Here is a 24897-nt window from a genome sequence, read left to right as displayed (position 1 = left end):
GGTGCAGGGATGGCGCGACCTGACGGGCGAGGGCCCTCTCAACTTCGACCGGTGACCCTGACCCGTGGCTGGAGCACCCATCCGGAGGGTTCGGTGCTCGTCGAGTTCGGCGGCACCCGGGTGCTCTGCACGGCGAGCGTCACCGAGGGGGTGCCCCGTTGGCGCAAGGGCTCCGGGCTCGGCTGGGTGACCGCCGAGTACGCGATGCTGCCCCGGGCCACGAACACCCGCTCCGACCGGGAGAGCGTCAAGGGCCGGGTCGGTGGCCGTACCCACGAGATCTCCCGGCTGATCGGCCGCAGCCTGCGGGCCAGCATCGACCTCAAGGCGCTCGGCGAGAACTCGATAGTGCTCGACTGCGACGTGCTCCAGGCCGACGGTGGCACCCGCACGGCAGCGATCACCGGCGCGTACGTCGCGCTGCACGACGCGGTGGGCTGGCTCGCCGCCCGGAAGGCGTTGGCAGGCAAGCCGGAGAAGGTGATGCACCGTTCGGTGGCCGCGGTCAGCGTGGGGATCATCGCGGGGGAGGCCCGGCTCGACCTCTGCTACGAGGAGGACGTCGCCGCCGAGGTGGACATGAACGTGGTGTGCACAGGCGCGGGCGACTTCGTCGAGGTGCAGGGCACCGGCGAGGCGGGCGTGTTCGCCCGCGACCAGCTCGACGCCCTGCTCGACCTGGCGGTCGCCGGTTGCGCCGAGTTGGCCGAAGCCCAGCGGAAGGCGCTCTCAGCGTGAGCGCGAGGAGTGAGCTTGCGAGCCCCGCAGTCGCGAACAAAGGTGTGTCAGCGTGAGCGCGAGGAGTGAGCTTGCGAGCCCCGCAGTCGCGAACAAAGGTGTGTCAGCGTGAACAAGGTCCTGCTCGCCACTCGTAACCGCAAGAAGCTCGTCGAGTTGCAGCGAATCCTGGACGGCGCGCTCGGCGCGCACCGGATCGCCCTGCTCGGGCTGGACGACGTCGAGCAGTACGCCGAGCTGCCGGAGACCGGCCTGACCTTCGGCGAGAACGCGCTGATCAAGGCGCGGGAGGGTTGCCGGCAGAGCGGGCTGCCGACCATCGCCGACGACTCCGGGCTCGCGGTCGACGCGCTCAACGGGATGCCTGGGGTGTTCAGCGCCCGTTGGTCCGGCCAGCACGGCGACGACCGGGCCAACCTTCGGCTGGTGCTGGACCAGATCGCCGACGTGCCCGACGAGCAGCGGGCGGCCTCGTTCGTCTGCACCGTGGCGTTGGTGCTGCCCGGCGGCAAGGAACACCTCGTCGACGGGCGGCAGTCCGGGCGGGTGCTGCGTGCCCCGCGCGGTGACGGTGGGTTCGGCTACGACCCGATCTTCCTGGGCGACGGGCAGGACCGGACCAACGCCGAGCTGACCCCGGCGGAGAAGGACGCCATCAGTCACCGGGGCAAGGCGTTGCGCGAGTTGGCCAAACTGGTCGCCAAGGTGCTGCCGCCGTCCACAGACTGAGACCGGGCATGTCCGGTTGTCATCGACGGGTGGCGAAGCGATCGGTCGATGACATGTACTGATCTCGGGAGTCCGGAGCATCCGGGTACGCAGCTTGTCGGGGAGACGGGATGGCATGGGCCGGTAGGCGCGGCGTGCTGGCGGCACTGATGGGCCTCGGCCTCCTGGCCATCAGCGGTGGTCTCCTGGCCTTCTCGGCCGACGAGCCGGAGAGCCAGGCGCGAGCCGCCTGGCTCGTCGACCCCATTCCGCCGGCGCCACCGTTGACCGAGTCGCGCGATCCGCGCAGTGGCTTCGCCCACCCGGGTGTCCTGGTCAACAGCGCGCAGTTGAACTTCGTGAGCGGCAAGGTCCGAGCCGGTGAGGAGCCCTGGCGTTCGGCTTGGCTCGCCATGCAGCGCAGCCAGTACGCCGAGCTCTCCTGGCGTCCTCGACCGGTGTCCACCGTGAACTGCGGTTACTACTCGCAGCCGGATACCGGTTGCACGGCGGAGGCCGAGGACGCGGTGGCCGCGTACACGCATGCGCTGATGTGGTGCTTCACCCGTGACCGCAGGTACGCGGAGAAGGCCATCGACATCCTGGACGCCTGGTCGGGCGTGCTCAAGAAGCACACCAACTCCAACGCGCCGCTGCAGGCCGGGTGGGCCGGGGCGACGTTCGCGCGAACCGCAGAGCTGATCAAGCACACCTACACCGGCTGGGATCCCGCCTCGTTGGCCCGTACCGAACGGATGCTCCGGAAGGTCTACCTGCCGGCGGTGATCGGCGGGACCAATGGCGTCCGGGCGGGGAACTGGGGGTTGATCATGCTTGATGCGGCGGTCGGCATCTCGGTGTTCCTCGACGATCGGGCCTCCTTCCTCAAGGCGATCGAGAAGTGGCGTCTGCGCCTGCGGGCGTACGTCTATCTGCGCGGCGACGGGCCGATGCCGTACGCGCCGCCCGGCAGCGCCTTCACGAAAGCGGGGCTCACCGATTACTGGGGCGGGCAGACCCTGCTGGTGGACGGGCTCGCCCAGGAGACCTGCCGCGATTTCCTGCACACCGGGTGGGGTCTCGCGGCGGCGGCGCACGTTGCCGAGACGGCGTGGATCCAGGGCCGCGACCTGTACGCCGAGGCACGCGAGCGGTTGACGAGCGGCCTGGAGTTCCATGCTGGACTCGAGTCGGGCGGGTCGGCGCCGCCCTGGCTGTGCGGCGGTCGACTGGTGGTCGGGTTGGCGCCGTCACCCGAGGTCGCCTTCAACCACTACACCACCAGGATGAAGCTCGACCTGCCGAACACCAGGCGGGTCGTGGAGGCTAACCGGCCCGCCGGCCCGCCCGCCTACTTCTACGCCTGGGAGACGTTGACCCACGCCGGAAACCCGAACTGACGCCCACCTCGCCGTCGTCGGGACGAGGGAGCCACGCAGCCGGTCGTGGACGGCTCCCCGGATAGAGGAATGGCGTAGGAACCGTATACCCTCGCCGTCGCCACCACCCGTGGCGGTGTGGCCGCTGCGCGCCACCCTTACCCCTACCGACGTGGTGAGGCACAGTGACGGATTCGAAGCAGACCTCGCGTGGGCTTCTGCGACCGGAGATCCAGGCATTGCGGGCGCTCGCGGTGCTCCTGGTGCTGCTGTTCCACTTCTGGCCGCACCGGATCCCGGGTGGGTACGTCGGCGTCGACGTCTTCTTCGCGATCAGTGGCTTCCTCATCACCGCCCACCTCGTACGGGAGGTGGAGAAGAACGGCTCGGTTCGCCTCCGCACCTTCTGGGCGCGCCGGATCCGGCGTCTGCTGCCGGCCTCTCTGCTCGTGCTCGTCGCCACCGCGGGGGCCGTCTTCATCTGGGTGCCGCAGCTCTACTGGCCACAGATACTCCGCGAGATCGCGGCGGCGACGGTCTACGTCGAGAACTGGCAACTGGCGCACGACGCCGTGGACTACCTCGCCGCGGAGAACGTCAGGTCGCCGGTACAGCACTACTGGTCGCTGTCCGTGGAGGAGCAGTTCTACCTGGTCTGGCCGCTCCTGATCGTCCTCGCCGTCCTGGTCGCCCGTCGGGTCCGGCGGACGGACCCGATCGGCGCGATCCGGGTCACGCTTGGTCTGATTTTGGTGGCCTCCTTCGCCTACTCCGTCTACGAGACGTCCGCGAACAGCGCCGCGGCCTACTTTGTGACGCCCACCCGGGCGTGGGAGTTCGGGGCCGGCGCGATGCTGGCGACACTGCCGGGGCTCGGACGGTCGGCGAGTGACAGCACTCGGGCGGCGGTCTCCTGGCTGGGGCTGCTCCTGATCGGCGTCGCCGCCTTCTTCCTTCACTCCGGGACACCGTTCCCGGGCTACGCCGCGGCGCTTCCCGTCGCCGGCACCCTCGCCGCCATCTGGGCCGGCGCCCCCAGCCCGCGCTGGTCCCCACTGCGGCCGATGGCGTCGACGCCCGTGCAGAAGCTCGGCGACTGGTCGTACTCCATCTATCTCTGGCACTGGCCGCCAATCGTGATCTTCGAGCTGGCGACCGGCGACAAGATGACCTGGCCGGTGAAGCTCGTCGTCATCGCCTGTGTGGTGGTGTTGGCCGCGCTGACCAAGCGTCTGGTCGAGGACCCGGTGCGGTTCGGCCTGTTCAGCGGTGGGCGGCGGCTGTGGCCGCAGTACGCAGCCGCCGCGATGTCGATGGTGCTGGTGCTGGCCGTCGTCGTCGCCGGTAACCGGCTGCTCGAACAGAGCAGTCAGGCGAACAAGTCACGTCTCGAGCAGTTGGTGGCCATGGGTACGCCGTGCCTCGGCGCGGACGCGATGGTCGAGGCGCAGCGTTGCGAGGACGGCGCCCTCGGCCAGGAGTTGTTCCCCGAGATGTCGATGCTCACGAAGGACACGGGTTCCGCGTACCGCTGCTATGACCAGGAGCCCGGCGCGACGCTCACGTCGTGTCGTGTCGGTTCGCAACGGCCCGACGCGACACGCGTCGCGCTCGTGGGTGACTCGCACGCCGCCATGCTCATTCCCGCCATCGAGGGGCAGCTCGACGCTCGGAACTGGGCGGTCGACACCTACGTCGCCCGTGGCTGCATCTGGGCGAAGGTGGATGCGGCGGACCAGTCCGACTCGTGCTACGCGCGGCGAAACGCGATGACGGAGCGGCTCGGCGGCGGCACGAAGTACGACCTCGTCATCCTGACCGGCAAGCGCAATGGGAGCACCAACCCCCAGGCGGCGGCCGGCCAGATCCGCAGGTACGTCGAGGCGTGGCGTCCGGTGCTGGAGCGGGGAACCAGGATCGTCGTGGTGGTGGACAATCCGGCGCTCGGCGCGACGGACCTCGGCTGCCTGGTGGACGACACGGCCAACGGCGGGGATCCGACGCGGTGCGCGGTCGACCGGCAGGTCGCGCTCGGCACCCGGGACGCCCTTGAGGAGGCCGCGAAGCGGACCGACGGCAAGGTGCAGATGGTCGACCTGACCGATCTGTTCTGCACCGCGACCCAGTGTCCGTTGGTGATCGGTAACGTCGTCGTCTACCGGGACGCGCATCACATGACGGCGACCTACGCGCGCACCCTCGGACCCCACCTCGTCGAGCGTGTCGCGGCACGTCTCGCGCCCTGACGCCGAAGCTGCGCGGCAGCACACCGCGCGACGCGTCGCAACGGGTTGAGAGTGGCCGGTCACGGTCACGCGACCACCCCCGCAGGATGGGCGAAAGAGGGGGAAATCGACCCGGTGTCGGAAGGGTCATCGGGTGGGTTCACCGCCGACCGAGGCGGCCTCTATCGGTTATGACGCTCGCGTATAGTGCCCCGAGGGATAGCGCTGAGAGGATCATGAAATGGACATAATGCCTCGAAAGGCGGCGACGGCCCCGACCGAGGGCAGTGGCCGGCGACTCGGGCGTTATCCGTGGGCTGCCGCCCAAATCATGGCCGCGCTCGCCATGGCAGTTATCGGCGTGAAGTCATTCTTCGACATTTTCGGCGAGAAGGTCGCGGCCGACACCGTGGACGCCGGAATGATCGTGACAGTGATTGGCGCCCTCCTGATGGTGGGTTCTTTCGTCGCCACGATCATCGCGGCGAAGCGATTTCCGACCACTCTGGCGCCTTCGATCCTCGCGGTGCTGATTATCGGCATGTTCTCCGTCATCGGCCTCCTGGCGATATCCGCGCGCGAGGACTTCGTCCAGGTCTTCGCCACGGCCGACGTACGCGAGATCTTCGGGCCGCACGTCGCGCCGAAGAGTGGGGTCATCACGCAGGGCGCCCAACTCGCGGTCGGGTTCGCGCCGATCGCGTTGTTGGCGGTCCTGTTCTTCAGGCCGCACTGGTTCTCCCTCGATCTGCTGCGGTGGGTGCTGCTGCTCGTGGTTCTCGGTGCCGTCGCGCACTCGGTGATCGCCTGGCTGCAGGTCGTCGGCGTCGTCCCGTACACCTACTTCTTCAACCTCATGAGCGGCAAGGTCGGGCGAGCGTCCGGCGGCTACTTCCATCCGGCCTCACTCGGGCGGCTCCTGCTCTTCGCGGTGTTCATCCTCTACGCCGCCGGTGACCGGCTGCGGCTCAGCGCGCTGGTCCGGTACGGCGTCGTCGCCTTCCTGGCCGCGACGGCGGTCGTCAGCACGCACCGGATCACCATCCTCTGTGTGGTGTTGGTGATCGTCGCATTCGAGCTGCGCCGCCTCCCCGAACTCCTCCGGCAGATCTCCGACCTGCCGTTTCGCACGGCCGTCTGGGGGGCCGGCATCCTCCTCGTTCTGGTGATCCTGGCGGCGATCCGCTGGGGAGCCTATCTGTGGGATCGCGCGCTATTCCTGCTCACGCAGGTCGGTTCGCTCAATCCCACAAACGACGAGTTCCTGCACGGTCGCGGGCAGATCTGGTTCCGCGTGGTGGATGTGTGGCAGGACGCGCCGTGGGACGTCTGGCTCATCGGCCTCGGCTACGAACCATGGAACACCCACGCCGACCCGTTGCGGATATTCGTGGTGTGGGGATTGCTCGGGCTCGCCCTGATGGCGATTATCTTCATCAACCTCTGGCGCGTGACGAAACGGGCCATCGCAGTCGAAGCTCGATGGATGCTCACGATCCTCTACGTTCTGACGATCGTCTCCGCCCTGACGCAGAAGCCAACCTCATACTCGTACTTCATGTGGTTGTTCTTCCTCTCCCTCCTGCTTCTGGTCAGGTTCTTCCCCGTTCCGAGCGCACCGGTCGGTGTGCCCAACGATGCTAGTGGTGATCCCAGATGAGTTCCCCCCTATTCATTTCGTGGAAGCGTTATCAGCGTCGTTCCGACGTGCTTGCCGAGGCGTTGGGCGCGGAGGTGGCCTGGCGGCCGTCCAAGGCGACACCGAAGATCCTCCGGCCCTTCGACTACGTCGCCCACACGAGCAACGACCTCAAGCTGATCCGCTCGCGTCGGCCATCGTTCGTGGTCGCGCAGGCGCAGCCGCACCTGTCCGCACTGGCGCCCTACCTTGGCCGGGTCCCGTACATCGTCGACGCGCACAACGGGCAGTTCCAGTCGTGGTGGCGTCGGGTGCCCAGCACCGCCTCGATCCTGCGTGGCGCGCAACTGGTGCTGACCCACACCGCGGAGGCCGATGCCATCGCCCGCGCGGAGTTCCCGGGCCTGCGCACGCTCGTCGTGCACGACCCACTTCGGGAGATCCCGCCGGCACCGCCACGGGGCTGGGTGTTCGTCGTGGCCACCGTCGCCCCGGACGAGCCGATGGACGTCCTCATCGACGCGATCGAGGCCATGCCCGACGTCCCCTTCGCGACCACCGCACCACTGCACCGGTTGCCACCGCCGCTGCGTGAGCGCGCGGAGCGCCTGCCCAACCTCACCACCCTGGGCTTTCTCGACCTCCCCGACTACGAGGCGGCTGTCGCCGCCGCGCGCGCGGTCGTCGTACTGACCGACCGGGACGCCACCCAGCCCAGTGGCGCCTGTGAGGCGCTGAGCGCCTGTCGACCGCTGGTCCTGTCCCGCACCCAGACGACCGAGGCCCTGTTCGGAAGCTTCGCCACGCTCGTCGCCAACCAGAGCGACGCCCTGGTCGAGGGCGTCCGGCGGGCCATCGCCGAGGACCCGGCCGCGGCCGGGCGGGTCGCGGCGGCCCGCGAGGCGTGGATGCGGCGGACGGATGCCGAGCTGGAGACGTTGCGATCGCACGTGCCGGCCCGAGCGACCGCGTGACGGTCGGACGATGACCGGAGTCCAGGTGCAGACGGGCACGGCGACCGGCGGCCGGTCCGGCAGCGGGATGGCCCGCCGCCTTCGTCAGCTGGGACTGCTCGGGGTCAGCCAGGCTGGCGTCACCGTGCTCGCGTTCCTCACCCAGGTGCTGCTTGCCCGGAGCCTGCCCAAGGCCGACTTCGGTGCCTTCATGGCGGTCATCTCCCTGGTGACGTTGGCCGGGCCACTGGCCATCTTCGGGGTCGCCGAGTTCTGGTTGCAACGGTTCGGGCGCGAGGGCGAACGGGCGTTCCGTTGGGTGCGCCCGTCCATCGCGTTGGTCGTCGTCACGTCCGGTGTGCTTGTCGCCGCGCTCGTCGTCTGGGGGTTGCTCGACCGGCACGACCCCCACGGCGGCGACCTGCGGATCGGGCTCGCCCCGATCATCCTGTCGCTGGTCGCCATGGCGCTGTCCGGGTCCGCTCTCCAACTGCAGGGCGCCTACGGGCGGCTCGCGGCGCTGCAACTGGCGCCGCAGGTGGGTCGGCTCCTCGTGGCCGTCCTGACCCTGGCCTTCGGGTTGTCGGCGATCATGGTGGTGCTGGGGTACGCGCTCGTGGCCGCCGTCACGGTTGCCATGAGTGTCGTGGTGATCGCGCCGTTCTGGTACGGGCGAGCGAAACTGGAGGGTCACCCGCCGGTGCCCCACCGGTCGACGCGGCCACCCCGGGCGCGCCATCTCGTCGCCGCGACCTGGCTGTTCCTGCTGGGCAGCCTGTTCTACCAGCTCGGCATGCAGCTGGGCGTCGTGGTCTCGGCGGAGTTCCTGAGCGCGGAGTCCGCCGCGGTGCTCGCCGTGCCCATGACGCTGCTGACCGCGATCTACCTTCTGCCGCGCATCGTCTACCAGCAGTACTTCCTGGCGAAGCTGCACAGGTGGTCCCGCTCCAACCGCAGCGCGGTCCTCATCGCGTACCGCGCCGGCACGGTCGGGATGATCAGTCTCGGGTTGCTCCTCGGCGTCGTCGTCGCGATCGCCGGCCGTTACGCCATTCCGCTGATCTTCGGCGAGGAGTACCGGACGTCCGTTCCGGTGATGGCCATCCTCGCGCTGGCGATCCCCCTGCGCTTCGGCTCGGCAAGTGTCGAGTCGCTGCTGATGAGCGGCGGACTGGTGCGGCAGAAGGTGCTGTACCAGGGGCTGGGCTCGTTCGCCTACCTGGCCGGCCTGGCCACCGCGATCCCGCTGTTCGGCGTGGCCGGCGCGGCATGGGCGACTGTGTTGTCCGAGGCGATCATTCTCGTCCTCTTCTGGTCCCGTGCGAAGCGTGACGTCGTGGCGGGCGCCGACCTACCCTCCTGGACGGAGATCCGACGGATGGTCCTCAAGAGCTAGCCCACGCCGACGGGCCGTCCGGGGCCCCGACGCCGTGCGCCGGGGCCACCGTTGGTCAGGCCAGCGGACCGATCTCGCGTTCGATCGCGGTGCGCAGGTCACGGTCGGACACCGTCGCGCGGGCCGCCTCCATCACCGGGGCGAGGAACACGTCCGGGCCGGGCTCGCCGGCTGCCGCGCCGAGCGCGGCGACGGCCGCCCGCCCGGCCGGGGACGGCCGCAGCGGCGCCCGCAGTTGCAGGCCGCGTACGCCGGCCAGCAGCTCCACCGCGAGCAGGCTGGTCAGGTTGTCCAGCACCGTACGCAGCTTCTTGGCCGCCGCCCAGCCCATCGAGACGTGGTCCTCCTGCATGCCACTTGTCGGCAACGAGTCCACCGACGCGGGGGCGGCCAGCCGACGGTTCTCGGCGACGATCCCGGCCGCCGTGTACTGGGCGATCATCAGCCCGGAGTTGACCCCGGCGTCGGGGGAGAGGAACGCCGGCAGTTCCCGGGACCGGGTGACGTCGAGCAGCCGGTCCACCCGCCGCTCGGCGATCGCGCCCACCTCGGCGGCGGCGATGGCGAGGAAGTCCGCGGCGAAACCGAGCGGCGCGCCGTGGAAGTTGCCTGTCGACTCGACCCGGCCGTCCGGCAGCACCACCGGGTTGTCCACAACGGACACCAGCTCGCGGGCCGCGACCGTGCGGACGAAGTCCAGGGTGTCGCGGGCCGCCCCGGCCACCTGCGGCGCGCAGCGCATCGAGTACGCGTCCTGCACGGCGTGCGCCAGGTCGTCGCGGTGTGAGTCCATCACCCGGGAGTCCTGCAACAGCCGGTGGATGTTCGCCGCCGACGCCGCCTGACCGGGGTGTGGCCGGATCGCGTGCAGCTCGGGCAGGAACGGCCGCTCCGAGCCGAGCATCGCCTCGATGGCCAGCGCCGCCGTCACGTCGGCCATGGCGAACAGGTGCTCCGCGTCGTGGATGGCCAGCAGCAGCATGCCGAGCATGCCGTCGGTGCCGTTGATCAGCGCCAGCCCCTCCTTGGCGGCCAGCTCGATCGGCTTGAGCCCGGCCGCGGTCAGCGCGACGGCGGCGTCCTGCCGCTCACCGGCCGGGCCGAGCACCCAGCCCTCGCCGAGCAACACCAACGCGCAGTGCGCCAGCGGCGCCAGGTCACCGGAGGCGCCCAGCGAGCCGTGCTCCGGCACCCACGGGGTGATGTCGTGGTTGAGCAGGTCGACCAGGGCCTCCGCGACCACCGGCCGGACCCCGGAGCGGCCCAGGGCCAGGGACCGGACCCGCAGCAGCATCATGGCCCGGACCACCTCACGCGGCATCGGAGCGCCCACCCCGGCGGCGTGCGAACGGATCAGCGCGTGTTGCAGCTCGGCCCGCCGTTCCGGGGCGATGAAGGTGTTGGCCAGCGCGCCGAACCCGGTGGAGACCCCGTAGACGGGACGGCCGGACGACTCGATGCCGTCCACGATGGCCCGGCTGGTCGCCATCGCGTCGACGGTGGCCGGGGCGAGGACGACCGTGGCGGTGCCGCGGGCCACCGCGAGAACGTCGTCGGCGGTGATCCCGGTGGGCTGGATGGTCACGTGCGTCATTGCGGTACTCCGTTGCGTATTACCTGGCGGATCAGGGGGACACCGGGCCGGTAGGCCAGGTGCAGGTGCGACGGCGCGTCGAGGACGACGAGGTCGGCCCGCGCGCCGGGGGTGAGGACACCGATGTCGTCGCGGCGCAGCGCCCGCGCGCCACCGGCGGTGGCGGCCCAGACCGCCTCCGCCGGGGTCATCCGCATCTCGCGGACCGCGAGGGCCACGCAGAACGGCATCGACGAGGTGTACGACGAACCGGGGTTGCAGTCCGTCGCCAACGCCACTGTGACACCGGCGTCGAGCAGCCGGCGGGCGTCCGGGTACGGCGAGCGGGTGGAGAACTCCGCGCCGGGCAGCAGGGTCGCCACCGTGCGGGTGCCCGACCCGTCGCTGTTCGCCGTGCCGGCCAGCGCGGCCACGTCGGCGTCGCTCAGGTGGGTGCAGTGGTCGACGCTTGCCGCGTCCAGCTCCACGCCCAGCCGCACCCCGGGGCCGGGGCCGAGCTGGTTGGCGTGCAACCGTACGCCCAGCCCGGCGGCCTGACCGCAGGCCAGGATGGCGCGGGCGTGGTCCACGTCGAAAGCGCCCCGCTCGCAGAACACGTCGATCCACTTGGCGTGCGGGGCGGCGGCGGCCAGCATCGGCCCGCAGACCAGCCCGACGTAGTCGTCGGGGCGGTCGGCGTACTCGGCGGGCACCACGTGCGCGCCCAGGAAGGTGGTCTCGGTGCTGGTCTCGGCGGCGATCCGCAGCGAGCGGGCCTCGTCGGCGACGGTCAGGCCGTACCCACTCTTGATCTCCATGGTCGTGGTGCCCTGGCGCAGCGCCTCCGCGCGCAGCCGGCGCACGGTGACCCGCAGCTCCTCGTCGGTCGCGGCCCGGGTGGCGCCGACAGTGGTCCGGATGCCGCCGCCGGTGTAGGGCTGACCGGCCATCCGGGCGGCGAACTCGGCGGCCCGGTCCCCGGCGAAGACCAGGTGGGCGTGGCTGTCCACGAAACCGGGCAGCACGGCGGCCCCGCCGGCGTCGACGTGACGGTCGGCGGCCGGCGCGTACGCGGACGGCCCGACCCAGACCACCCGGCCCTCCTCGACCAGCACGGCGGCGTCGCGGCGGATGCCGAGCGGGCCCTCGCCGGCACCGTTGGTGACCAACTCCCCGATGTTGTCGACAAGCAGACTGCTCATGAGGGGATCACCGCCTCGATCGCGGCCGACAGCTCGGCCGGCACGTCGACGGTCAGGTGTCGGCCCTCGGCCACCACCACCCGGCCGTCCACCACGACCTGCTCGACGTCCGCCGCGCCGGCCGCGAAGAACGCGCCGACCGGTGGCACCCCGGCGGTGCGGGCGCTGTCCAGGCGTACCGTCACCAGGTCGGCGCGGGCGCCCACCGCGATCCTCCCGGCGTCGGCCCAGCCCAGCGCGGCGTGCCCGGCGACGCTGGCCGCCGTCAGCAGGTCGAGCGGCGCGAAGTGGCCGCGCCGGCGGGTACGCAGCCGCTCGTCCAGCTCCACCGCCCGGGCCTCCTCGAACAGGTCGATCACGGCGTGGCTGTCGCTGCCGAGGCTCAACCGGATGCCCGCGTCGGCCATCCGCCGGGCCGGGCCGATGCCGTCGGCCAGGTCCCGCTCGGTGGTCGGGCAGAGGCACACCCCGGTCCGGCTGTCACCGAGCACTGTCAGGTCCGCGCCGGTGGGGTGGGTGGCGTGCACGGCTGTGGTGTGCGGCCCCAGCACGCCGTGCTCGGCGAGCAGCGCGGTGGGCGTACGCCCGTGCACGGCCCGGCACTCGTCGTTCTCGGCGGGCTGCTCGGAGAGGTGCACGTGCAGCGGCGCCTGCCGCTCCCGGGCCCAGTCGGCGACCGTGCGCAACTGATCGGCCGGGACGGCCCGCACCGAGTGCACGGCCGCGCCGACCCGGGCGTGCGAGTCCGCCGGCTGGAACGCCGCCGCCCGCTCGGCCCAGCGGCCCGCGTCACCGTCGCCGAAGCGGCGCTGCGGCCCGGCGAGCTGTCGACCGTCCACGCTGGAGGTCAGGTAACAGGCGTCCAGCACCGTGAGTCGGATCCCGGCGTGCGCGGCGGCCTCCACCAACGCCGCGCCCATCGCGTTCGGGTCGTCGTACGCGCCGCCGTCCGGCCGGTGGTGCAGGTAGTGGAACTCGCCCACGCCGGTGATCCCGGCGAGCGCCATCTCGGCGTAGACGGCCCGGGCCAGGGCGAGGTAGGTGTCCGGGTCCAGCCGGTCCGCGACGGCGTACATCTGGTCGCGCCAGGTCCAGAAGTCACCCCGCCCGCCGTGGGTGCGCCCACGCAGCGCCCGGTGGAAGGCGTGCGAGTGCACATTGGCCAGGCCCGGCAGGGTCAGGCCGGGCAGCGGCACCGCGTCGGCGTACACCTCCACGCCGGCCGGTGGCCTGCTGCCGGGGGTCAGCGGCGTCACCGCCGCGATCCGGCCGCCGTCGACCTCGATCAGCACGTCCGGTGTGGGTTCGGCGTGCTCGGGCAGCCAGGCGTACTCGGCCAGCCAGCGGGTCGGTGTCACAGGCATGTCAGCTCCTGGAGCACCCGGGCCAGCGCCCGTACCCCGGCCGCGCAGTCGTCGTCGGTCGCGGCCTCGGCGGGGGAGTGCGAGACGCCTGTCGGGTTGCGCACGAAGAGCATCGCGGTGGGCAGGTGCGCGGCGAGCACCCCGGCGTCGTGCCCCGCGCCGGTGGGCAGCACCGGCGCGTCGAGCAGCGTCGCGAGCCGGTCGGCCAGCCCGCCGTCGAAGGCGACCACAGGCGTGGCCGACTCCTCGGTGACGGTCACCGTCGTACCGTCGCGGCGGGCCCGCTCGGCGAGCTTGCCGCGCACCGCGTCGACCAGCCCGGTCAGCGTCTCCGGGTCGGCGGCCCGCGCGTCCAGCCAGCCGGTCACCTTCGACGGGATCGCGTTCGTGGCGTTGGGCTCGACGGCGACCCGACCCACTGTGGCGTGCGCGCCCCGCAGCCGGGCCTCCTTGTTGGCCGCCAGCACCGTGAACGCGTAGGTCAGCATCGGGTCGCGGCGGTCGGCCATCCGGGTGGTGCCCGCGTGGTTGCCCTCGCCGACGACGTCGAAGCGCCACCGACCGTGCGGCCAGATCGCGCTGGCCACCGCGACCGGCGCGTCCGTGTCGACGAGCGCGCGGCCCTGCTCGACGTGCAACTCCACGAAGGCGCCGAACCGGCCCAGCAACTCCGGGCGGGCGCCCGCCGGCCGGTCACCGAGCGCCTCGGCGAAGCTCACCCCGGCCGCGTCGCGCAGGCCGGCCGCGCGTTCGGCCGACAGCGCCCCGGTGAGCAGCCGCGACCCCAGACACGGTACGCCGAAGCGGGCGCCCTCCTCCTCGACGAAGGCACCCAGCACCAGCGGCCGGCCGGGGGTGACACCGGCGGCGCGCAGCTCGTCCACGGCGAGGAACGCGCTCACGATGCCGAGCGGCCCGTCGTACGCCCCGCCGTGCGGCACCGAGTCGAAGTGACTGCCGGTGAGCACCGCGTCGGACGCCCCCGGGTCGCCCCAGTGGGCGAAGAGGTTGCCGTTGCCGTCCTCGGTGACCGGCATGGCACGGCGCTCGGCCTGCGCGCGGAACCAGGCGCGCAGCTCCCGCTCCGGCTCGGTCAACGCGTACCGCAGGTAACCGCCGCTGTCGGCGTCCCGCCCGACCGGCGCGATCTCGTCCCACAGCGCCCGGAACCGGGCGGAAAGGTCGTGGCTCACTCAGCACCTCTTATGTTCGCGACTGCGGGGCTCCGCTGCGCTGCACTCCTCGCGCTCACGCGGGCCCGCCCTCGGTCATGGGCACCCGGACCCCGGTGCGGTCGGCGACCTCGCGGGCGCTGTCGTAGCCGGCGTCGACGTGCCTGATGACGCCCATCGCCGGGTCGTTGGTGAGCACCCGTTCGATCTTCTGACCGGCGAGGGCGGTGCCGTCGGCCACGCACACCTGCCCGGCGTGGATCGACCGCCCGATGCCCACCCCGCCGCCGTGGTGGATGGACACCCAGGAGGCCCCACTGGCCGTGTTGACCAGGGCGTTGAGCAGCGGCCAGTCGGCGATCGCGTCGGAGCCGTCGGCCATCCCCTCGGTCTCCCGGTACGGGCTCGCGACGCTGCCGGTGTCCAGGTGGTCCCGGCCGATCACCACCGGGGCGGAGAGTTCGCCGGAGGCGACCATGTCGTTGAACCGCACGCCCGCCCGGTCCCGTTCGCCCTGGCCGAGCCAGCAGATCCGGGCCGGCAGGCCCTGGAAGGCGACCCGCTCACCGGCCAGCTTGATCCAACGGGCCAGCGACTCGTTCTCCGGGAACAGGTCGAGGATGGCCCGATCGGTGGCCGCGATGTCGGCCGGGTCGCCGGAGAGCGCCGCCCACCGGAACGGACCCCTGCCCTCACAGAACAACGGCCGGATGTACGCGGGCACGAAGCCCGGGAAGTCGAAGGCGCGCTGGTAGCCGCCGAGCTGCGCCTCACCCCGGATCGAGTTGCCGTAGTCGAACACCTCGGCACCGGCGTCGAGGAAGCCCACCATCGCCTCCACGTGCCTCGCCATCGACGCCCGGGCCCGATCGGTGAACTCGGCCGGCTTCGCGGCGGCGTAGTCCCGGGCCTCGGCCAGCTCCACCCCCACCGGCAGGTACGCCAGTGGGTCGTGCGCGCTGGTCTGGTCGGTCAAGATGTCGATCTCGACGCCCCGGTTCAGCAGATCCGGGAAGACCTCGGCGGCGTTGCCGACCACGCCCACGCTCAGCGCCCGGCGCTCCCGCTTCGCCGCCCGGACCCGGGCGATCGCGTCGTCCAGGGAGTCGGCGACCTCATCCAGGTAGCGGTCGTGCACCCGGCGGTCGAGCCGGCTGCGGTCCACGTCCACGATCAGGCAGACGCCGCCGTTCATGGTGACCGCGAGTGGCTGGGCGCCGCCCATCCCGCCGCAGCCGGCGGTCAGGGTCAACGTGCCGGCGAGGGTGCTGTCGAACCTTATCGCGGCCACCGCGGCGAACGTCTCGTAGGTGCCCTGGAGGATGCCCTGGGTGCCGATGTAGATCCACGAACCGGCAGTCATCTGCCCGTACATGGTCAGGCCGAGCTGTTCCAATCGGCGGAACTCCGGCCAGGTCGCCCAGTCGCCGACCAGGTTCGAGTTGGCCAGCAGCACCCGGGGCGCCCACTCGTGGGTGCGCATCACCCCGACCGGGCGGCCCGACTGCACAAGCATCGTCTCGTCCTCACGCAGGTCGGTCAGCGTGCGGACCAACGCGTGGTACGACGGCCAGTCCCGCGCCGCCTTGCCGGTGCCGCCGTAGACCACCAGGTCGTCGGGGCGTTCGGCCACCTCGGGGTCGAGGTTGTTCATCAACATCCGCAGGGCGGCCTCCTGCTGCCACCCGCGGGTGGTGAGCTGGCTGCCCCGTGCGGCACGAATGGGCTGGGTCATCTCTGGTTCTCCTCCGGTCAACCGAGGAACAACTGTCGGCGGGCCGCGGAGGCTTCGAACGCCTCCAGTCGGCGCTGGGTGTCGGCCGGCGCGGCATCGCAGATCGCCTGCAACAGCACCATGGCCAGGGTCATCGGGGCGGTGTGCAGGTCGAAGACGAGCTGCGCGCCGACCGCGGCGGCGAGCACCACGTGGGCGTGCTCGGTGGCCGGGCTGACCGGCGAGTCGGTGATCGCCACCACTGTCAACCCGGCGTCGCGGGCGTCGCGCAGAGCGTCCAGGGTCTCCCGGGGGTAGCGGGGCAGCACGAAGGCGAGAACTGCCGACGCCCCGGCCTCGGCGGCCTGCTCCAAACGGTCGGTGAGCAGGCTGCCACCGTCGTCGAGGACCCGTACGTCCGGGTGCACCTTGGCCGCGAAGTAGGCGAAGTACGCGGCCAGCGGCGCGGCGGCGCGCAGGCCGAGCACCGGCAGTGGGCGACTCTCGGCGAGCAGCCGCCCGGTCTCGGCGATCCGGTCCCGGTCGGCGAGCTGACCGGCCAGTCGGTCCAGGTTGCCCATCTCGGCGCGTACCGCCTGCTGGAGCTCGTTGCCGGCGTCCGTCGAGCCGACCGGCGTCGCGGTGGTCAGGTCGCGCAGACGGCGGCGCAGCGCCGGGTAGCCGTCGTGGCCGAGCGCCACGGCGAACCGGGTGACCGACGGTTGGCTGACCCCGGCCAGCTCGGCGACCTCGGCGGCGGACAGGTAGGCCACGGTGGGGGCGTGCTGCACCAGACAGTGCGCGATCCGGCGCTGGGTAGGGGTGAGTCGCACCCCGTCGAACAGGTCGAGGACCTGCTCGACCGACGCCCCGACAGCTCCTTCATTCACGCGATGACTCTATGCATGAAAACTTTCACAGGGCAACCGTTCGCGTCGGGCCACCCGATCCGCGCGGTGGTCGGTTGGTCGACCGGCGGGCGACCAGGCGAGCGTCCCCTCTGTAGGATCCGCACGGCGGTCGAGCAGAGGAGTGCGCATGCAGTCGGTTGGCCCGTACCGGTTCACCCACATCTTGGGCACCTGCCCCGTGGGCAAGGCCTGGGCCGCGATCGATGAGCAGGGCCGGTTCGTGACCGTCGCCGTGCTGAACGCCGTGGCGGCGAACACACCCGGCTGGCGGGAAGCCTTCGCCGGAACCGCCAACGCCATGTCGCAACGGCCGGGCGGCCAGGCCTTCACCTACGCCGACTTCTTCGCCGACGAGCCGTGGGCGGCCTACCCGGCTGAGGCGGGCCCGGGGGCCGAGAAGTTGTTCCGCGCGCTGGGCCAGGAATATCACCCGGTGCCGACCGAGCAGGCTGGCTCGCCGAAGCAGGACGACTCCACGAAGCCGGTCAGCGGGGTGCCGCGCCAGCCGTCCGGGCCTCCGCAGTCGGTGTCCGGCCCGCCGCATCCGGTCTCCGCGCCGCCACAGCCCGTCTCCGGTGTGCCACAGCCCGTCTCCGGTGCGCCGCAGCCAACCTCCGGAGCGCCGATCGCGCCATGGGCGCTGCACTCCGGTGCGCTGCCCACCGTGCCGCCCGCCCCGGTGCCTCCGCCCAACGACGACGCACCCCAGTCACCCGCACCGGTGTCCGCCGCCCCGGCGGACCCACCGCCGTACGACCCGTTCCGCGCCCCGGTCCGGCGGATCAAGCCGTCGGAGCCGCCACCGCGACGTACCGGGCTCTGGGTCGGGCTCGCCGCGGTCGTGCTGGTGGTGGCCGTGGCGAGCGGCGTGGGAATCTGGGCGATCGCCGGCAACGAGCAGCCCGATTCGTACGTCCCGCCGACCGGCGCCTCCACCACGGGGTCCTCCACCGTCGCGCCGGTCGAGCCGCCGTTGAAGCCGTGGGCCCAGGCCTCCCTGTACAGCCCGGAGGAGAAGGCCCTCGCCGTCGCCGCGCCATCGCTGGTCTTCGTCGAAGCGGTCTTCACCGGCTACGTCCGGGACGCCAGGACGAACGCCCTGGTGCACCCTCAGCCTGTCTCCTTCATCCGTCGGTGCAGTGGTTTCCTGCTGACTCCGGACGGCCACGCCGTCACCAACGGATCCTGCGTCAAGCCCGCCGAAGCGCGTGCCCGTTGGCTCGCCGTCGACGCGTTGGCCAGGACGCTCGTGCAGGGAAAGCAACTTCCCGCCGGGCAGATCTCCGCGTACGTCGCGACCAACCTTCCGAAGGTGCGCTTCACGGGCGTCGAGCCGGGAACCGAGCCGACGAGTGCGGTCTACGGTCAGCTCAACAGGGCCAAGGGGAACGCGGTGGAGGAGCCGGCCATCAAGGCCGAGGTCGTCCGGAGCCTGCCCGAGGACAGCGGCAACACCGCGCTGATCAAGCTCGCCCGGGGCAATCTGCCGGCGGTGGAACTCAACCCCTCGGCGAGCCTCGCCGAGGGCTCGCCGGTGCGCATCCTCGCCTACGCGACCTCCGACGTCGTCTTCCGTAACGCCGCGTACCGTCCCCAGTCGAGGACGGTGACGATCACCGGAACCAGCCAGCGCGGGCCGGTCTCGATCTATCTCGTCAACGAGGACCTCGGGCCCGCCTCGCACGGGGGCGTCGCCCTCGATTCCGCCGGCCGGGTCGCCGGCCTCATCTACCAGGACCAGGCAGCGCCGGACCGCGCGAACCGAGCGATCCTGCCGGCGTCGACGATCAGCGCGCTGCTGGGCGAGGCCGGTGTCGCGAACACGCTCGGCGACGCCGACAAGGTCTACCGCAGCGGGTTGGACGCGTACTTCCGCGGTGACTCGTCCGGTGCCGTCACTCAGCTCCAGAAGGCGGCCACCGCGGCGCCCGACAACCTTCTCGCCCAGGCCTACCGGCAGAACGCCACCGAGCGTCAGCGGTTGGAGGACGCGTCGCGGGAGCAGTCCGGCACCCTCGTGCTCGTGCTGGTCGGATGCGCCGGCGTGTTGCTCGTCGCCCTGGTGATCCTCGCCGTGCTGCTCATCCGTCGGCGTGACCGGTGACCACTCGTCACCAATTTCGCGGATCGGACACATCGGAATATAAACGCTGACTTTCCCCGGTTGATGATCGCCCTCATTGGTCATTCACCCACAAGGAACAATCCGTACCGGGGAAAAGAGTGGATGTTCGGTTGAGCCGATTCCGCCGGACGGTGCTACTCGGCTTGCTTGCTCCGACGGAGTGTTCACCCTGTGTCAATCCAGGCGTTGGGCAGCGAATCCGCTTGCTGGGTCAGCTTTTCCCGGTCGAGATCGAGGTCGCCGCCAGGTGATGGTGCGCTGGTGCGGCGATCGCTATACTCCGTCATGTTGCGCGATGGATCTTCATTGTCGTCGATCGAGGGAACGGTCCTGCGAACGCGTCGCTGAAAATCGCTGCGAATGGTGGCTTTTCATGGGGGTGGCGAAGGTGGGCGTGTTGAATCGTCGTGTCACGTGGACCGACCGGGGTGGTCTTCTGAAGGGCCTGGGCAGCTCTGGCGGGCTCCGAGGCGGCTTCCTTCCGTGACGAACCACCCCGCATACTCGCCCCCCTCCTTGCGGCATGACTCCGCTGGCAACACCCTCTCGTCCGAACAGGACACCAAGCCTCCGATGATCGACGGGCCGACGGTGCCGGCGATGCCGGCTGTCGACGCCGCGACGCTCCCGCAGATGCGGGCGGTGGAGCAGGTGACCCCCGCCTTCTCGGTGTGCATCGCCGTCCGGGACCGGCCCGAGCTCCTGGTGAAGTCCATCCGGAGTGTGCTCGCCGGCACTTTCAGTGACTTCGAGCTGATCGTCGTCGACGACGGCTCGGCAGTCGCCGTACGGGACGGCTTGGCCGCCGCGGGCCTGCTCTCCGACCGTCGGATCCGCGTCGTCCGCCAGGACCCGACGGGGATCAGCGCGGCGCGCAACGCAGCCCTGCGGGTCGCCCGCGGCAGAGTGGTCACCGTGCTCGACTCGGACGACGAGTTGGCACCCGACGGCCTGGCCAAGCTGCACGACTTCCTTGCTCGGACGGGCGCGCGCTGGGTCTACACCGACTACGAGGAGATCGTCGGCGATTCGGCGAAGGTGATCAGGCTCCCCTCGTTCCCCGATGCCCGTCGGATGCTCTGGTCCGTGTTGACCCGGCCCCGGCTGCCCTTCAAGCACTCCGGCATGACCATCGACCGCCTGCTGCTGCTTGAGCTCGGCGGGTACGACGAGCAGATGTCGATCAAGGTGGATGTCGAGCTGGTGCTGCGCGCCCTCAGCAACGGGGTGCACCTGCAACGACTCGACGACCCGATCGTTCGATTCCACAGGCACAGTGGCAGCATCAGCCGGCGGCGCATCGCCGGCCTCCTCGCCTGGCGCAAGATGATCAAGAAGTACATCCGCCCACGCGTTCCGGGCCTCGCGTTGTGCATCGTGACGGTGCGCGCGGTGAGTGAACTCGGTAAATGGGCGGTCACCGCCGCCGGGCGGTGATCCACCGTCGGCGAGCCGCAGCGGAGCGGCTCGCCGGACAGCACCATCCATTCACGACCTCTTGCTCCGCTTTGTGCCCAGGCCCTGGGGCCACAGCGGAGTTCTGACGCGCCGAGGCGGGAGTTTCAGCCCGTTGCGACGCGTCGAAAGAACTGATCAGGCCATGGCAGGAGCACCCGAACCGCCACTAGGCAGGACGCCTTCCCGACGCATAGGGTGCACGTCGCGATCTCCCGACGGGGGCGACATGGGAAAGGAAGGTCGTGTCCGCACACACCGAGTTCCTCGCGGTTGTCACGTCACAGCAGCGACCGAGTTTCGACCCTGACCTGGGGGTGATCACGCCCCCCTCCAACGGCATGGCCCGGTCGGTATTCGCACGTCCGGTCGCACCTCGGGCCAACTGGCGGCGCCACTACGTGGCCTGGCTGGTCCTGCTCGACATACTCGCGGCCCTGGCCGCCAGCCGGACGGTCGTCGCCCTGCTGGCCGACGCGGACGCCGGTTTCTGGGACCAGCGTGTGCTCGGCAACGTCAGCTCCTTCAGCCTCGCCGCCTTCGTCGGCGTTCCGGTGGGCTGGCTGCTCATGCTCGTCGCCGCCGGAGCGTACGACCAGCGTGCGCTCGGGCTGGGCACCGAAGAGCTCAAGCGGGTCGCCCGGGCCAACCTCGCGATGGCCGCCGCGGTGTCGTTCCTGGCGCTCGGCTTCAAGAAGGACCTGTCCCGGGCGACGGTCGCGGCCATCATCATCTGCCTGCTGCTCTACACGCTCGTGGTTCGGTTCGGCGCCCGTGTGGTGCTGCGCCGGATCCGACGTACCGGCCGGGCATCGCAGAAGGTGCTGCTGGTCGGCCGTCTCGCCGACGCGCTCGCGGTGCACGAGGTGGTGACCCGTAACTACGGGGCCGGGCTGCACCCGATCGCCATCCACCTGCCACACCACCCCCGCCCAGGCGAGCGGGTGAACGCCCCGGTGCCGGTGTACGTGGGCTGGGACCTGGTGCCGTTGGTCCAGCAACTCGGCGCGGACACCATCGCGGTCTGCGGCCCGGCCAGCCTGGAGTCGTACGAGCTTCGCAAGCTCGCCTGGCAGTTGGAGGGCACCGGCCTGAACCTGGTGGTGGTTCCTCAGGTCACCGACGTCACCGGCCCCCGCATCCACGTCCGGCCCATCGAGGGCCTTCCCCTGCTCAACGTGGACGAGCCGACCATCTCCGGTCTCTCACTGCTGGCCAAGAGCGTTCTGGACCGGGCGACCGCGCTGGTCGGGCTGGTGCTGCTGAGCCCGGTGCTGCTCGCCATCGCCCTGGCCATCAAGTTCAACGACCCCGGCCCGGTGATGTTCCGGCAGACCCGGATCGGCCACGAGGGTCGCGCGTTCAAGGTCTGGAAGTTCCGGACGATGTACACCGACGCCGAGCAGCGGCTGGCAGCCCTGCAGCATCGGAACGAGAGCGACGGCCTGCTCTTCAAGATGAAGGACGACCCTCGGGTCACCCCGATCGGTCGGCACCTGCGGGCGCTCTCACTTGACGAACTGCCCCAGCTGATCAACGTGCTGCGCGGGCAGATGTCGCTCGTCGGCCCGCGTCCGCTGCCCACCGAGGACGACGACTACCGCGGTGACGTCCGCCGGCGGCTGCTGGTGCGGCCGGGCATCACCGGCCTCTGGCAGATCTCCGGCCGCTCCGACCTCACCTGGGACGACGCGGTCCGACTGGATCTGCACTACGTGGACAACTGGTCGCTGGTGTACGACCTCGCCATCCTCTGGAAGACGGCCAGCGTGGTGCTGGCCCGGCGCGGGGCGTACTGACCCACCGACCTACAGCGACGGGCGGCGGCCGTGAGGCCGCCGCCCGTCTGGTGTTTCGACTACCGGCGGTTCCCGCGCCGGCCCCGGGTCACTTCTTGCCGAGGCTGACGATCTCGCCGACCGAGTCCCGACGGACCGCGTCGTAGAACGTCTTGGCTCGGCCGTTGTCGGCCAACACCACGCTCTCCGAGCCGACCCGGCCGGTGCCCTTGGTGGGGCTGGTCACGAAGGTCATGTTTCCGCCGCGAACACCGCGCATCTGCGTCGCCATGTCCAACAGCGACAGCTCCTTGTCCACCGAGACCGAGTTCGAGGTGGCCTTGAGGAAGCTGTTCAACTTGCCGGGGTTGGTGAGGATGCCCCCCGAGGAGGCCTTGTCGATGATGGCGCGGATCACCTGCTGCTGGTGGCGGATCCGCGCGAAGTCACCATCGGCGAACTGCTTGCGCTGGCGGGAGTAGTCCAGAGCCGCCTCGCCGTCCATCCGCTGCACGCCCTGCTTGAACTTGCGGAACGGCTCGTGGATCGAGGTGAAGCTCTTCTCCGAGTTGATGTCGATGCCACCCAGCGCGTCGATGATCTCCTTGAAGCCGGCAAAGTCGATCAACGTCACGTGGTCCACCCGGACACCCGTGAACTTCTCCACCGTCTGCACCATCAGGGGGACCCCACCCCAGGCGTACGCGGCGTTCACCTTGGCGTCCCGGCCACCGTTGTTGCCGTCCTTCGACTTCGGCACCGAAACCCAGGTGTCACGCGGGATCGAGATCAGCTGGGCGCTCTTCCGGTCCTTCGGCAGGTGGGCCAGGATGATCGTGTCGGTACGCGAGCCGCTCGTCTTCTCCGGGTCGCGTGAGTCGCTGCCCAGAATCATGATGTTCATGGCACCGTCGACACCCGCCTGTGGGCGGGACTCCTCGGGCACGCCGTCGAAGGCGTCGACCCGCTCGATACCCGACTCGACCGATCGCAGGTAGAGACCGCCGGCCACCATGCCGCTGCCGCCCAGTACCAGCAGGATCAGCAGGCTGAACAGGGCGATCCGGCGCCAGCGGCGGCGGCGCGGTGGTGCGGCGGCCGGCGTCGTCTCCTCGGTCGGTTCAGGCCCGCCGGCGGCGCCGTAACTCGGTTCCGTCCAGTGCTCCGCTGTTTGTTCACGACGTGGCATGGGCGCGATGCTACTGAACGTGGTTTCTTATCGCGTACCCTCGTCCGGCCACCATCGCCCGACGTGGGTTCCGAATCGGGCGGCGGACCATCCGTGCTCCTCTCCGCCGGTGCGCGTGCAGAGGTGTAATCAACCTCCCGTGGACGCCGCCCAGCTGCGCCGATTCATCGCCCGTCGCCCGCTCGCGCCCGTCGCCGCGTGCCCCAAACGGCTCGCCCGCATCGCCCGCCACGACGCAAAGGTGCTCCGCGTCTCAGTGTGACCAAGTTCAGCGACCCGCCGACCGGCAATCCGCACCCCACGATCACCGTCCGTCGACGCTGTCTTAGCTTTGGCTTAGCCCGCTTGTCGGTACGCGCCCGAGTCCGGCAGCATCGCGGTCGTGACGGACGGAAGCGCTGTCGACATCAACATCGACCTGGACCATCCTCCCGAGGACCGGCCCGCGCCGTCGTCCGGCGCGAAGCCCTGGCTGGTCGCCACCGGCGTCACAGTCCTCGCGGCGGCGCTCGGGCTCACCCTCACCCTGCGCTCCGGCTCCACCCCGGCCTGCGCCGCCGGCCGGACGCTCGCCGCCGCGCCGCCCACCGGCAACGCCACGCACAGCGGCAAGGCGACCTTCTACGACTCCAAGGGCGCTGGGGGCAACTGCTCGAACCCGGCTGCCCCGGCCAACCGGCTCTACGTCGCGCTCGGACCGACGGAATACTCCGCCGGCGCCGCCTGCGGCGGATTCCTCGACGTCGTCGGCCCGAAGGGCACCGTCCGGGTGCTCATCATGGACCAGTGCCCGGAGTGCGAGCCCGGCCACCTCGACCTGTCCCGCGAGGCGTTCGCCCGGATCGCCGACCCGGTCCAGGGCCTCGTCCCGGTCACCTACCGCGCGGTGGTCAACCCGCCGCTGCCCGGACCGCTCACCTTCCGGCTCAAGGAGGGCGCGTCGCAGTGGTGGTTCGCCGTCCGCGTCGGCAACCACGGCAACCCGCTACGGTCCGTCGAGGTCCGGCAGGGTGACAGCGCGCCCTGGCAGTCGGCCGCCCGGCAGGACTACAACTACTGGTTGATCGCCTCCGGCGCCGGGCCGGGCCCGTTCAACCTGCGGATCAGCGACGTGTACGGCAACCGGGTCACCGTCGGTGGCATTCGGATGGCGCCCGGCCAGGTGCAGAACAGCACGGTCCGGATGTACGCACCGGGCGCCGGCGCGGCCACCCGGCGTCCGTCCGCGTCGACCCGACCGCCGAACAAGCGACCCGCCGTCACACCGACGCCGACCCGTCGTCCGGTCGAGGTGGCAAGGGCCAGCGCGCCGGCCACCGACGCGCCGACCACCAGCTCGGCCCGCGCGAACGCCAGGTGGTGCGCGGGCTGACCGC

The 24897-nt window shown here is 70.9% G+C and carries 18 protein-coding genes; 11 read left to right on the top strand and 7 right to left on the bottom strand.

Going from position 1 to position 24897, the window contains the following annotated elements; all coding sequences use genetic code 11:
- Positions 1-9 precede the first annotated feature (9 nt).
- The 7 genes from rph to ACLQ3B_RS18345 all read left to right on the top strand — a co-directional run bounded on the left by rph (position 10) and on the right by ACLQ3B_RS18345 (position 9038).
- A complete protein-coding gene (gene rph, locus ACLQ3B_RS18375; RefSeq protein WP_425781951.1) occupies positions 10-738 on the top strand; it encodes a ribonuclease PH in 729 nt (242 codons plus the stop codon).
- A gap of 108 nt (positions 739-846) precedes the next feature.
- Entirely contained in the window at positions 847-1467 is a 621-nt protein-coding gene (gene rdgB, locus ACLQ3B_RS18370; protein ID WP_425781950.1) for an RdgB/HAM1 family non-canonical purine NTP pyrophosphatase, read from the top strand.
- 110 nt (positions 1468-1577) lie between these two features.
- Positions 1578-2846: an alginate lyase family protein gene (locus ACLQ3B_RS18365; RefSeq protein WP_425781949.1), complete on the top strand. Its 1269-nt coding sequence runs from the start codon at positions 1578-1580 to the stop codon at positions 2844-2846.
- A 164-nt stretch (positions 2847-3010) separates the two neighbouring features.
- On the top strand, positions 3011-5071 hold the full coding sequence (locus tag ACLQ3B_RS18360) for an acyltransferase family protein (protein ID WP_425781948.1): 2061 nt from the start codon (positions 3011-3013) through the stop codon (positions 5069-5071).
- 310 nt (positions 5072-5381) lie between these two features.
- Complete coding sequence (locus ACLQ3B_RS18355; RefSeq protein WP_425781947.1) at positions 5382-6710, top strand: hypothetical protein; 1329 nt, start codon at positions 5382-5384, stop codon at positions 6708-6710.
- On the top strand, positions 6707-7663 hold the full coding sequence (locus ACLQ3B_RS18350; RefSeq protein WP_425781946.1) for a hypothetical protein: 957 nt from the start codon (positions 6707-6709) through the stop codon (positions 7661-7663). Before ACLQ3B_RS18355 ends, ACLQ3B_RS18350 begins: the two co-directional genes overlap by 4 nt.
- 10 nt (positions 7664-7673) lie before the next feature.
- Positions 7674-9038, top strand: a complete 1365-nt coding sequence (locus tag ACLQ3B_RS18345; RefSeq protein WP_425781945.1) for a lipopolysaccharide biosynthesis protein — start codon at positions 7674-7676, stop codon at positions 9036-9038.
- A gap of 55 nt (positions 9039-9093) precedes the next feature.
- Here ACLQ3B_RS18345 and hutH read toward each other — a convergent pair whose 3' ends face one another.
- Genes hutH through ACLQ3B_RS18315 form a run of 6 tightly spaced genes read right to left on the bottom strand, consistent with a single transcriptional unit; the run spans position 9094 to position 16953 of the window.
- On the bottom strand, positions 9094-10632 hold the full coding sequence (gene hutH / locus ACLQ3B_RS18340; RefSeq protein ID WP_425781944.1) for a histidine ammonia-lyase: 1539 nt from the start codon (positions 10630-10632) through the stop codon (positions 9094-9096).
- Positions 10629-11813, bottom strand: coding sequence for an imidazolonepropionase (hutI, locus tag ACLQ3B_RS18335; RefSeq protein WP_425781943.1), 1185 nt, complete (start codon positions 11811-11813; stop codon positions 10629-10631). Before hutI ends, hutH begins: the two co-directional genes overlap by 4 nt.
- On the bottom strand, positions 11810-13177 hold the full coding sequence (locus ACLQ3B_RS18330; RefSeq protein ID WP_425781942.1) for a formimidoylglutamate deiminase: 1368 nt from the start codon (positions 13175-13177) through the stop codon (positions 11810-11812). The genes hutI and ACLQ3B_RS18330 overlap by 4 nt, the downstream gene beginning before the upstream one ends.
- Entirely contained in the window at positions 13168-14370 is a 1203-nt protein-coding gene (locus ACLQ3B_RS18325; RefSeq protein WP_425781941.1) for an allantoate amidohydrolase, read from the bottom strand. The genes ACLQ3B_RS18330 and ACLQ3B_RS18325 overlap by 10 nt, the downstream gene beginning before the upstream one ends.
- A 55-nt stretch (positions 14371-14425) precedes the next feature.
- Entirely contained in the window at positions 14426-16084 is a 1659-nt protein-coding gene (gene hutU, locus ACLQ3B_RS18320; RefSeq protein ID WP_425781940.1) for a urocanate hydratase, read from the bottom strand.
- 17 nt (positions 16085-16101) lie between these two features.
- Positions 16102-16953: a MurR/RpiR family transcriptional regulator gene (locus tag ACLQ3B_RS18315; protein WP_425781939.1), complete on the bottom strand. Its 852-nt coding sequence runs from the start codon at positions 16951-16953 to the stop codon at positions 16102-16104.
- Between the two features lie 148 nt (positions 16954-17101).
- On the opposite strand from ACLQ3B_RS18315, the gene ACLQ3B_RS18310 reads away from it, so the two are divergent.
- From ACLQ3B_RS18310 to ACLQ3B_RS18300, 3 genes are all read left to right on the top strand, one after another.
- Positions 17102-19078, top strand: coding sequence for a trypsin-like peptidase domain-containing protein (locus ACLQ3B_RS18310; protein WP_425781938.1), 1977 nt, complete (start codon positions 17102-17104; stop codon positions 19076-19078).
- A gap of 594 nt (positions 19079-19672) precedes the next feature.
- On the top strand, positions 19673-20536 hold the full coding sequence (locus ACLQ3B_RS18305) for a glycosyltransferase family 2 protein (RefSeq protein WP_425781937.1): 864 nt from the start codon (positions 19673-19675) through the stop codon (positions 20534-20536).
- A 359-nt stretch (positions 20537-20895) separates the two neighbouring features.
- Complete coding sequence (locus tag ACLQ3B_RS18300) at positions 20896-22353, top strand: sugar transferase (protein ID WP_425782142.1); 1458 nt, start codon at positions 20896-20898, stop codon at positions 22351-22353.
- Positions 22354-22441: 88 nt separating this feature from the next.
- On the opposite strand, the gene ACLQ3B_RS18295 is transcribed toward ACLQ3B_RS18300, so the two are convergent.
- The gene (locus tag ACLQ3B_RS18295) at positions 22442-23521 is read right to left on the bottom strand and encodes an LCP family protein (RefSeq protein ID WP_425781936.1); all 1080 of its coding nucleotides are present in this window, start codon (positions 23519-23521) and stop codon (positions 22442-22444) included.
- 382 nt (positions 23522-23903) lie between these two features.
- Between ACLQ3B_RS18295 and ACLQ3B_RS18290 the strand changes: the two genes are divergently transcribed.
- Positions 23904-24893, top strand: coding sequence for an expansin EXLX1 family cellulose-binding protein (locus ACLQ3B_RS18290; protein ID WP_425781935.1), 990 nt, complete (start codon positions 23904-23906; stop codon positions 24891-24893).
- Positions 24894-24897 lie beyond the last annotated feature (4 nt).

Origin of the sequence: Micromonospora sp. DT53 (genome assembly GCF_049841535.1) — a bacterium.
GTDB lineage: Bacteria > Actinomycetota > Actinomycetes > Mycobacteriales > Micromonosporaceae > Micromonospora.
This window is presented reverse-complemented; position numbering and strand designations above follow the sequence as displayed.

Coding starts and splice junctions, on each gene's coding strand:
- ACLQ3B_RS18345 (WP_425781945.1), top strand. CDS start 7,674: ATGACCGGAGTCCAGGTGCAGACGGGCACGGCGACCGGCGGCCGGTCC.
- hutH (WP_425781944.1), bottom strand. CDS start 10,632: ATGACGCACGTGACCATCCAGCCCACCGGGATCACCGCCGACGACGTT.
- ACLQ3B_RS18330 (WP_425781942.1), bottom strand. CDS start 13,177: ATGCCTGTGACACCGACCCGCTGGCTGGCCGAGTACGCCTGGCTGCCC.
- ACLQ3B_RS18350 (WP_425781946.1), top strand. CDS start 6,707: ATGAGTTCCCCCCTATTCATTTCGTGGAAGCGTTATCAGCGTCGTTCC.
- ACLQ3B_RS18310 (WP_425781938.1), top strand. CDS start 17,102: ATGCAGTCGGTTGGCCCGTACCGGTTCACCCACATCTTGGGCACCTGC.
- rph (WP_425781951.1), top strand. CDS start 10: ATGGCGCGACCTGACGGGCGAGGGCCCTCTCAACTTCGACCGGTGACC.
- ACLQ3B_RS18305 (WP_425781937.1), top strand. CDS start 19,673: ATGATCGACGGGCCGACGGTGCCGGCGATGCCGGCTGTCGACGCCGCG.
- ACLQ3B_RS18295 (WP_425781936.1), bottom strand. CDS start 23,521: ATGCCACGTCGTGAACAAACAGCGGAGCACTGGACGGAACCGAGTTAC.
- hutU (WP_425781940.1), bottom strand. CDS start 16,084: ATGACCCAGCCCATTCGTGCCGCACGGGGCAGCCAGCTCACCACCCGC.
- hutI (WP_425781943.1), bottom strand. CDS start 11,813: ATGAGCAGTCTGCTTGTCGACAACATCGGGGAGTTGGTCACCAACGGT.
- ACLQ3B_RS18355 (WP_425781947.1), top strand. CDS start 5,382: ATGGCCGCGCTCGCCATGGCAGTTATCGGCGTGAAGTCATTCTTCGAC.
- ACLQ3B_RS18365 (WP_425781949.1), top strand. CDS start 1,578: ATGGCATGGGCCGGTAGGCGCGGCGTGCTGGCGGCACTGATGGGCCTC.
- ACLQ3B_RS18300 (WP_425782142.1), top strand. CDS start 20,896: ATGGCCCGGTCGGTATTCGCACGTCCGGTCGCACCTCGGGCCAACTGG.